The following is a 10,713-nucleotide window of genomic DNA, read 5'->3' as shown; positions in this document are numbered from 1 at the left end:
TTTTTGTAGGTTGGGTTGAGGAACGAAACCCAACGCCACGCTTGATTGTTGGGTTTCGTTCCTCAACCCAACCTACGAAGTTATTTAATCCACGATCCTAAGTGTAATTTGATAGTGGTGGAATTGGGCGATCGCGATCGTTAAATAGAACAAGCAGCACACCGCTCTCGATCGGCAAAAATAAACTTTTGTAAAGGTTCAAGAAAATCCCGGAAATTACTTTGGGACAGACGTAACCAGTGAAATCACCGATCAAACAAAGACTTTGGATAACAAGTATGAATTGATAAACTCTTTTCACACGTTGTCAGAGGCAGGCAAAAGTTTGGCGATCGGGATCTTCAGGATGCGTCCTTCCAGTTCATCTACCTTTTCCAAAGGAAAAACTAAAATGCCAAGAAGATCACTTGAAATCTTCGGCGATGGTCGCGTGTACGAAATAAAAGACGACCTAGCCGTTAAAGTCACCGAGACAAATGGGCAAGTAAAAGCATTAATTGATGCTTTAAAGTTCAGCGTGGCTAAAACATACAACATTAATCCTCCAGAAAAACAACCGCCTGATGTGGCAGAACGCAGAGGTTCAAAGCAAATCAATGGAGAAGGCTTTAAGCTTCTGACTACGTTTGAAGGATGTAAGCTAACTGCTTATGATGACGGCGGTGGAGTTTGGACAATTGGTTACGGACACACTGGCAACGATGTTTTTCCAGGACTGACGATTAGCCAAACGCAAGCAGAAGAATTGCTGAGCAAAGATTTAGAAAAATTTGAATCCTTTGTTGAGGATGCCGTTGAAGTTCAGCTCAATGACAATCAGTTTTCTGCACTGGTTTGTTTCTGCTTCAACGTGGGGCCAGGAGGTTTTGGAGATTCAACTCTTCTGAGGCTTTTGAACGAGGGAAATTATCAAGGAGCTGCTAATCAGTTTCCTCGCTGGAATAAGGTAAATGGTGAACCCTGGCTAGGGCTGACACGCCGACGATTGGCTGAACGAGCACTGTTTTTGGGAAAACCCTGGCAGTCATTCTTAACCTATGAAGGAACAGGCGAAGAAGTAACAGGTGAAACAATCTCAGAAGCACCTCGCACTTTGAAACTCACCGAACCCATGATGCAAGGTGAGGATGTTCGTCAAGTGCAAGAAGCTTTGAAAACAGCAGGAATTAATCTCGAACCTGATGGATTCTTTGGTAATGATACTGACAAGGCAGTGCGACAGTTTCAGCAGCAGAAAGGGCTAACGGCGGATGGTGTGGTAGGTGCCCAAACACGAAAAGAATTGGGACTATAACATCGATTGTGTAACCAAATTCAAACCGATAGGAGAAAACCATGACTGACTCAAGCGATCTTCTCTTTAATCAACCTGTAATTGTCGAGGCTTGTGAAGAATTTGTCGAACGGGATATGTTGGGAATTAAAGGCAGTTTTCCCGGATTGCTCAAAGATGCACCCATGTCTTCGACTGCGGTGGTCAATGGCTTATCTCAGCAGTTGATATATCAACTCCAACTGATTGTGCCAGATGCCTTTGTCAGTTTTGATGACCTCAATGTAGACTTGCTGGATGCAGCCTTTCCCTATGTACAAGCCCCTGCAAAACAGGCACTCCAGAGAGCGATTCAAGATCGAGGTCAAACTATGCAGGTGAACTCTGCCTACCGCACGATCGCTCAGCAAATGCTGCTATACAACGATCGCTTCAACAACTCTAATCCTGTAGCTGCACCGGGAGCCAGCAACCACCAAACTGGGTTAGCGATCGACATTGAAGATGCAAGAGGCTGGGAAGTTTATTTGATGCGGTATGGCTGGTATCCATTACGAAACGATCCGCCTCACTTCGACTACCAAGGCGGCGGCAGGATCGATCTTCGCAGCAAATCAATACTCGCATTTCAGCAGCTTTGGAATCAGAACAATCCTAATGCAAAGATTAGCGAAGATGGCAGCTTTGGCCCTCAAACTGAGGATGCGCTTAATCGTTCTCCGGCTCCAGGGTTTCCTAAAGCGCCGTGGGATGACAAACCCAGAACGTTGCGCTTGGCGGTGCCCCGAATGGAAGGTTCGGATGTACTCAAGCTTCAGGAGGGTTTGAAAAAGGCTGGGATTGTAGTTGGGGCTGATGGTGAATTTGGGCCAGCAACAGATAAAGCCGTCAAGGAATTTCAGCAGAAGAAGGGTTTGAAGCCAGACGGAATTGTCGGACCAAAAACCCGCGAACAAATGGCTTGAACTGTTCGCGATCGAATTAACAAAATCTTGAACTGAAGGATACGTTGCTGAATGGGCAGAGTTTTCTGAAAAGCTTGAAATTGCGGCTCTAGAACTCTGCCGATACACCAACTCTCTGAGTTAAATACAGATGCTGGAGTGATGAGGTAAAAATGGCTGACCAACCCGATCAAACACTGAATTTTTACGCATTATTAATTGGCATTGACTACTACTTACCCAATCGGTTGTACAAGAATCTTAAAGGAGCCGTGCGTGACATTAATCTTGTAGCAAGCTACCTCTCCGAGACACTGAAGATTCCATCCGAAGGGATTTTCAAGCTAACTTCTCCGAATCCTGAAGTCGCTGAAACAATCGAAACCAAAGACCCGGAACCAACTTATGAAAATATTGTGGCGAAGTTTAAGGCTATTACAGAACTAGCGCAGCCGGGAGAGCAGGTTTACATTCACTATTCTGGACATGGAGGACGGACGACAACTATTTATCCAGAATTGAAGGGGAATGACCAACTCGATGAGGGAATTGTGCCAATAGATGTTGGCAACGAATCTGGGCGCTACCTGCGAGATGTGGAATTGGCGACACTGTTGAAGCGGATGACGGACAAAGGGTTGATTGTCACCCTTGTCTTGGATAGCTGCCACTCTGGAGAAGCAACTAGAGGCGACGATGTTGCAATTCGAGGCCCCGGAGAAACCGACACAGCACCGCAAGACTCTGAAAGCTTGGTTGCCCAGCGACAAGAGCTAATCGCAAACTGGCACACTCTGACTGATGGGATTCCTGCAAGTATTACCCCCGGGCAGTGGCTTCCTCAACCTAGAGATTATGTATTGCTAGCTGCCTGTCGTCCTAGCGAGTATGCCTACGAGTATGCGGTGAGCGGTAAGGAGCGACATGGGGCGCTGACGTACTGGATGATCGATACGTTAACCAGTAGCCCTTCAGGATTGACATACAAAACATTGCACGATCGCGTCAGTGCGAAAATTCAAAGCAAGTTTCCTCAGAGGCCAATGCTGGTGGGCGAGAGCGATCGCTTTGTCTTCGGAGTTGAGCGCGGATCTTTACAATATGCCGTCAACGTGCTTGAGGTAATTGAGGAAGAGGTAACAGAGGCAGACTCAGAACCGAAGAAAGTCGTCAAGCACGTTCGGCTGAATGCGGGGATGGCAAACGGTCTCAGTCCAGGTTATCGTTTCGCAATCTATGCGTTTGGCACGACAGATTTTACCCAGAAAAATAAGCAATTGGCGATCGTTGAAATTGCCAAAGTTGGTGCTTCTGATGCCTGGGCAGATGTAATTGAAGTGCTACGTCAGGACAAGATTGACCAAGGTTCTCAAGCAGTGATGCTGTCAGCCCCTGTCGATTTGGTACGGGGAGTACGCCTTTTCAAAAAAGAGGTTGGTGAGAAAGACAATGAACTGCCTCAAGCAATTGCGGACAAGCAAGATAATGCACTCTCAGCAGTTAAGGAAGCATTGGCAGGAAATGGCTGGTTGAAACTGGCGGATGCACAACAAAAGGAAGATTATCTAGTTGCGGTTAATCAACTCGGTGAGTATGAGATTTGCGTTGGCACGCCCATTGAAAACCTGCTACCTGCCCTGAAGATTGAGCATTCTGAGGCTCCGCAACAGGTAGTACAGCGTCTGGTACATTTGGCAAAATATCAGGCAATTCAGGAGTTGAGCAATCAATTTTCTGAGTTGACTAATCAGCTAGAAGTGGAATTACTCACACAACCAAACTGGCTACCAGGGATGCCTAAAAAACCGCAGCCGTTTCCCGATCCAACTAATTTAGTTGTTAAATCTGGTGAGTACGCATTCTTGCGAATTAAGAATACTTCCTCTCAAGTTTTGAATGTTGCTGTGCTGGATCTCGAATCAAACTGGGCGGTTTCCCGCATTCAACTCCAAATACCAGAGGCGATTTTTTATCCATTCAATCCCAATCAAGAAATGTTAATTCCGCTTGCGATCAATCTCCAGGATACTGTGAAATATTCCAAAGGAGCCGAAACCTTGAAAGTTTTTGCGACTGTCAGACAGAATGATTTTCGTTGGCTGGAGTTGCCCTCACTTGATGAAGAAATTGCATCAAAGGCAGGACTCCAACGCGACCCCGATCCGCTTGGGATACTTTTGACTGCGGTTGGTGCTGATGTTGATGATGAACCCCCAACTCGCGCAGCAGTTCCGATTTTCGATCCGAGTCAGGAATGGACCACGAAGGAGATCCAGCTCACGGTAATGCGATAGGTGTTTTGTGAATAGGGCTATTCATCCAATTGGAATAGATCGCTGGTGATTAGCATCAGTTCCATGCTGACTTCTTGAATAGTCCTAGACTCATCAATATCCAGAGAGCCAATTAGTAAATAACTTGTCTGTGCAATGTCCGAACAGCAACCTACTAGCCGACGTGCAGAACCAATAATCTCAGAGTTAGAGGTGTACTCAGAGTATCGCAAGTGCGATCGCTGGGCAATTATTGTTGGTATATCACGGTACCGATATCAAGGTTGGAATCTGAGATACGCTGATCGGGATGCAGAGGAGCTTTACAACCTGCTCCTCACTCCTAGTGGAGGCAACTTTAAGAAAGAATTCATCTGTAAATTAATCAATGAGGAAGCAACAACTGCCAACATTACACGAGCACTCCGTGCTTTTTTGAAAAAGCCAGCACGAGAAGACCTTGTTGTTATCTACTTCGCCTGTCATGGCACACCGGATTTTGACCGACCAGGCAATATCTACCTGCTTACTCACGATACAGCTCCTGGTGATATCGCAGGGACTGCGCTACCCATGCGTGAAATTGACTTGTCTCTGAGAGAAAATCTGCTCGCTGAGAAAGTCATTGTCTTAGCTGATACTTGCCACAGTGCAGCCATTGCTGGAGGAATTGGTCGTAGAAGTGCTGTTGATGATTCTACATTTGTAAACCGCTATCTACAGGAAGTGAGTAAGGCCAGAGGAGGAATCGCTCTACTAACCTCGGCGGAGGCAAATGAGGTTTCGTTTGAGGATGCTAGATGGGGAGGAGGGCATGGAGTTTTTACCCACTATCTGTTAGAAGGAATGCGAGGTGCTGCCGATGGTGACAAAAATGGAATTGTGACGGTTGGGGAGCTATTTGAGTATGTGCGTGACAATGTTAAACGTGCAACCGATCACAGGCAGCATCCTTTGATTGGTGCAAATGTATATGACCGTAGTATGCCTGTTTCAATGGTACCTTCTACGGAACTCTCTAATATTTTAAGAAATGAGCAACAGCCATACACAGAATTTCACCTAAAGGACGAGGCAAAAGAACGTCAACCTAAAAATGTGAAATTGCCCAAGTGGCAATTAATCGGAGTGGGTCTTGTTTGTGTAGTCATTGTTATTACAATCGTTTATCCTATTTTAACTAATGTTGATCGACCTCCACAAGTTATACCAACACAAACTTATGTAGAGCCTCAAATCCTGAAAGATTATGAAATTCGTATTTATTTTATAAAAGATAGACCGGATGTAGAAACAAGAGCCAATAAGATTAAAGAATTATTTAGCAAAAATTTTGGGGATAAAAATATATTTTTACTTCCTCAAGAACAAGATTTTTTCGACAAATATACATTCCCGAATCCGGACATCAATACACCAGTCAATGAAATTCGTTACACTTCAAAAAATGAAGAGGCAGCTAAGTATTTAGAGAAAATTCTCCAAAACAAATTGCCTTCAGAGCAATTTGATCTTTTGCCCATTGGTTCTGCTTCAGGGAAATATGTATCTATTTTTATTAGACCTTAACCCGAAAGATTTGTTTGCCAATTTCTGTATTTCCTACTTATCTGAAATAAGACTCAATTATTGAAGGCTTTGTCCAGTCATAAGAGATAAATTACTATGTCAAACTTTGAACACAGTTATGCCCTAATTATTGGTATTAATGACTACAAAAACGGCATCTCTGCACTCAAAACAGCCGTCAGCGATGCGACAGAAATTGCCCGCATCCTCGAAACCGAGCATGATTACACCGTCACTCTGCTTCTGAATCAAGCAGCTACCCTCAGCCAACTTCGGCAGGTATTAGAGATAGAATTGCCGCAACAAATTCAAAAGGGCGATCGCTTTCTCTTCTACTTCGCTGGACATGGGATTGCCCTCAACGGTGAGGATGGCCCTGAAGGCTATCTGATTCCTCAAAACGCTAAGTTGGGCAATGTTAGCACTTACCTGCCGATGTCAGAGGTGAATAAAGCCTTGCTTCAGCTTCCCTGCAGTCACTTTTTAGGCATTCTCGACTGTTGTTTTGCGGGTGCTTTTCGCTGGTCAAGCCTACGCAAAGCGATTCCTGTTGAACTGGTTACGATCCACAAAGAACGCTACGATCGCTTCATTCAAGACCCCGCATGGCAAGTCCTTACTTCGGCTGCCTACGATCAATCTGCATGGGATGCCTTTGACTTGAAAGACGATCGCGGACAAATTGGAAGCCATTCACCGTTTGCCGGTGCTTTGATAGAAGCACTTGAGGGTAAAGCCGATGCCTTTCCGCCAGCAGAACCCGGTAAGCCTGCGGGGGATGGTGTAATTACGGCAACCGATCTCTATGTGTATTTGCGCGATCGAGTGGAAATTGCGACTGAAGCACGTGCCATCCGCCAGACGCCAGGGATTCATTGCCTCAACAAACACGACAAAGGCGAGTATATTTTTCTGACACCAGGACACGCCCTGAATCTACCGCCCGCACCACCATTGGATGTTTCCAAAAATCCCTATCGTGGCTTGTTACCCTTTGAAGAGGAACACAACAAACTGTTTTTCGGTAGAAACGAACTAATAGAAAAGTTACAAAATATTGTCCAAACTAATCCTCTAACAGTGGTTTTGGGTGCTTCGGGTTGTGGTAAATCCAGTTTGGTAAAAGCCGGATTAATCCCCAAATTGAAACAGCAAAAAAGCGACAAATGGTGTATTTTATCACCAATACGCCCCGGAGCAACACCTTTTCAAGCCTTGAATAATGCGCTGATTGATGCCCAATTACCCAAAATTGAATTACAAAATCAACAAAAAACTCTGAGTCAAAGTATTGCGGTTTGGGCTAAAAATCATCCCGATTCCCATTTATTAATCTTTATAGATAAAAGCGAAGAAATAATTACACTCTGTCAAGATGAGGATGAGCGCCCGGAATTTTTCCAACAAATACTTACAGCAATTGATGCCCATCGGGATAAATTACGAGTAGTGTTAAGCCTACGTTCTGACTTTGAAACCCAAGTCAGAGATGCTGGCTTAAAGTTTTTCCCCACAGTCCTTAAAAAAGAAGTGGGAAACACTGACACCGAGCTTAAAGAGCGTTGGCTCAACGGACGATTTATTGTACCAGCGATGACACGAGCCGAACTACGGGAAGCGATTGAGAAACCCGCTGAAGCACGGGTAATGTATTTTCAACCCCACGATTTAGTAGAACAATTAATTAATGAAGTGGCAGATATGCCGGGAGCATTGCCACTGCTTTCTTTCGCGTTGAGGGAACTTTATCTGAAGTATTTAAAGCGACAACGGGATGCACAAAATCGAGGAATAACAATTGACCGGGCGCTGACTCAAGAAGATTATCAAGCTTTGGGAGGAGTCATCCGATCGCTGACTCAAAGAGCTGATGAGGAATATCAGGCGCTAGTTCAAGAAAATCCAGCTTATAGCCAAGTTATCCGTCATGTAATGCTGCGGATGGTAGCCCTGGCTGGGGGTGAATTAGCGCGCAGACAAGTCCCGTTATCGGAATTGGAATATCCGCCAGATAAAAATAGTTTAGTTAAGAAAGTAATTGAGCGTTTTAGCACAGCCAGGTTGTTAGTGAAAGGGCAAGATGCAGAGGGAAATCCCTACGTGGAACCAGCCCATGATGCTTTGGTGCGGGCTTGGCAAAAGCTGCTGAATTGGGTAAAAGAGGAGAAAGATTTAGCACTGCAAAGGCGTTTAACTCCATCCGCTTTAGAGTGGAAATATCGGCAACAGGCAAAGTTTCTTTGGAATGCTAATCCCTATTTGGATGTATTGAATAAGGAGGTACTCAACTCCCCTGATAATAATTGGTTAAACCAGGTAGAAACTGAGTTTGTGCAGTACAGTTTGCAAAAAAGGCGAAACAGTCAGCGTAGTTTGGTTGCCACTGTGACTGGAGTCATTCTTTCTCTAAGTGGATTTGCCATTTTTGCTGGATATCAGTGGAGACAAGCAGAAATAGGACTAATTGAGGCTTTAATGCAATCTTCAAAAGCTAATTTCACGGCGAATAAAAATTCTTTTGATGCCCTGATTTATGCACTGACAGCTAATAAGCGTTTGCAACAATTACCTTGGGGCAGCACAGACCAAAAACTCCAGACCGATCTTCTCACAACTTTGGCGCAATCTGTGAGCTGGGTAAGGGAGGAAAACCGCTTGCAAGGGCATCAAAATACTGTTCAGAATGTTAGTTTTAGCCCGGATGGTCAAATGTTTGCTACAGCTAGCCACGATCGCACAGTTAAGTTGTGGCGACGGGATGGAAGTCCAGTCAAAACTTTGTCAGGACATACAGAGGCGGTTATGAGCGTCCGTTTTAGTCCTGATGCGAAGATGATTGCTTCCGGCAGTCTAGATGGAACAGTCAGACTTTGGGACAGCAACGGCAAGCTGATACGGGTTATTCCTGCTCATAAAAATTCTTCGGTGATCGGTATCAGTTTTAGTCCAGATGGAAAAACAATCGCTACTGCCAGTAGTGATACAACTGTAAAACTCTGGCGGCTGGACGGTAAATTGATTAATACCCTTAAAGGACATCAAGGCTTGGTAAGGCAAGTGGATTTTAGTCCTCAAGGCGATCGGATTATCACAGTCAGTGATGATAAAACCGTAAAACTGTGGAGTCGGGATGGCAAGACTCTAATCAAGACTCTCACCAACCACTCTAAGCCTGTTATAAGTGTAGATTTCAGTAGTGACGGTCAGATTTTTACCACTGGTAGCCTAGATGGAACAGTCAAAATATGGAGTCGAGAGGGGCAACTTTTAAAGACTCTTCTACATCCTGGGGAGGAGGTATGGAGCGTGAGTGTCAGTCGAGATGGACAAACCATTGCTTCTGGCACTAAAGATGGAACCGTAAGACTGTGGGCACAAGATGGCAGATTACTGGATACTTGGGTAGGTCATAACGGGCCCATTTCTTGTGTTACTTTTAGTCCAGATGGACAGACGCTGGCAACTGTAGGTCACGATAACCTCACGAAGCTTTGGCAGCTCGATCGAAAGTCGTTAACTGTTTTGTTTGGACATCAGCAAGAGGTGAATTCGGTTCAATTTAGCCCAGATGGTAAACGGATTGCCAGTGCAGACTCTGATGGAAGAGTGAAGATATGGAATCGAGAAGCTAAGCTACTTTTGAATCTGAAAGCAGACAACAGCAAGGTGAATGCCGTTAGCTTTAGTCCTGATGGAAACACGATTGCTAGTGGCAGCGACGACGGCACAATCAAGATTTGGGGTCTAGATGGGCAACTCCAGAGAACACTGAAAGGGCATCAAGATATGGTCAGATCTGTTAACTTCAGTCGTGACGGACAGACACTTGCCTCTGCGAGTGCTGATGGAACCGCAAAACTTTGGAGTTTGCAAGGTAAAGAACTGAGCACCCTAAGAGGACACAAGAAGAGAGTGTTGAGTGTGGCTTTTAGCCCTGATGGACAAACAATTGCCACTGCTGGTGATGACACAACCCTAAAATTGTGGAGTTCTAGGGGGCAAAAACTCAGAACACTGACAGGACATACAAGTATAATTCGGTCTGTTAGTTTTAGTCCTGATGGCACCAGGATCGTTACTGCTAGTGATGACCAGACAATCAAACTTTGGCACCGAGATGGAAGGTTAATCACCACACTGAGCGGAGACACTGGTAAGGTGACTAACGTTAGCTTTAGTCCTGATGGAAAAACGATCGCCTCTGCGAGTATGGATGGGACAATAAAGCTTTGGCAACCGGATGGAACGTTAATCACCTCCCTGAGTGGACATACTGCGGGGGTGTATGCGGTGAATTTCAGTCCCGATAGCAAATGGTTAGCCTCTGCCGGGGCAGATCGAGTTGTTTTGCTATGGAAGGTGTCAGATATGAGTTTTCAGGGGTTGTTAAAGAAAGGATGCAACCATATCCACAATTACTTGCAAACTCCACCAAAAAAATTAAAAGAATTATGTAATTGATCTCAGTTTTGCAAGTTAACTATTAAGTTAACTCCCGTTTATGTATGTAAAAATACCGTACTTTTGCTGGGTTTGTAGGTACGCAAAACCGGGTTTCTTGAAAAAAACAAGTTTGTGGGCAAGAAACCTGAAGAAACCCGGTTTCTGGGCGGTACTTCATAAAAGAACAATTTGCTGTATGTGTTGGATTCTC

General features: G+C 44.9%; 5 protein-coding genes. All 5 read left to right on the top strand.

The window, feature by feature from the left end; all coding sequences use genetic code 11:
- The first annotated feature begins 391 nt into the window (after positions 1–391).
- Positions 392–1,294, top strand: coding sequence for a glycoside hydrolase family protein (locus QUB12_RS26970; RefSeq protein ID WP_333140586.1), 903 nt, complete (start codon positions 392–394; stop codon positions 1,292–1,294).
- Between the two features lie 41 nt (positions 1,295–1,335).
- Positions 1,336–2,238: a peptidoglycan-binding protein gene (locus QUB12_RS26965; RefSeq protein WP_333140584.1), complete on the top strand. Its 903-nt coding sequence runs from the start codon at positions 1,336–1,338 to the stop codon at positions 2,236–2,238.
- A 152-nt stretch (positions 2,239–2,390) separates the two neighbouring features.
- Entirely contained in the window at positions 2,391–4,511 is a 2,121-nt protein-coding gene (locus QUB12_RS26960; RefSeq protein WP_333140581.1) for a caspase family protein, read from the top strand.
- Positions 4,512–4,646: 135 nt separating this feature from the next.
- Entirely contained in the window at positions 4,647–6,059 is a 1,413-nt protein-coding gene (locus QUB12_RS26955; protein WP_333140579.1) for a caspase family protein, read from the top strand.
- Positions 6,060–6,155: 96 nt separating this feature from the next.
- Complete coding sequence (locus QUB12_RS26950) at positions 6,156–10,520, top strand: nSTAND1 domain-containing NTPase (protein ID WP_333309225.1); 4,365 nt, start codon at positions 6,156–6,158, stop codon at positions 10,518–10,520.
- The last annotated feature ends 193 nt before the right edge of the window (positions 10,521–10,713 follow it).

Source organism: Microcoleus sp. B7-D4 (genome assembly GCF_036705125.1).
Classification (GTDB): domain Bacteria; phylum Cyanobacteriota; class Cyanobacteriia; order Cyanobacteriales; family Microcoleaceae; genus Microcoleus.
This window is presented reverse-complemented; position numbering and strand designations above follow the sequence as displayed.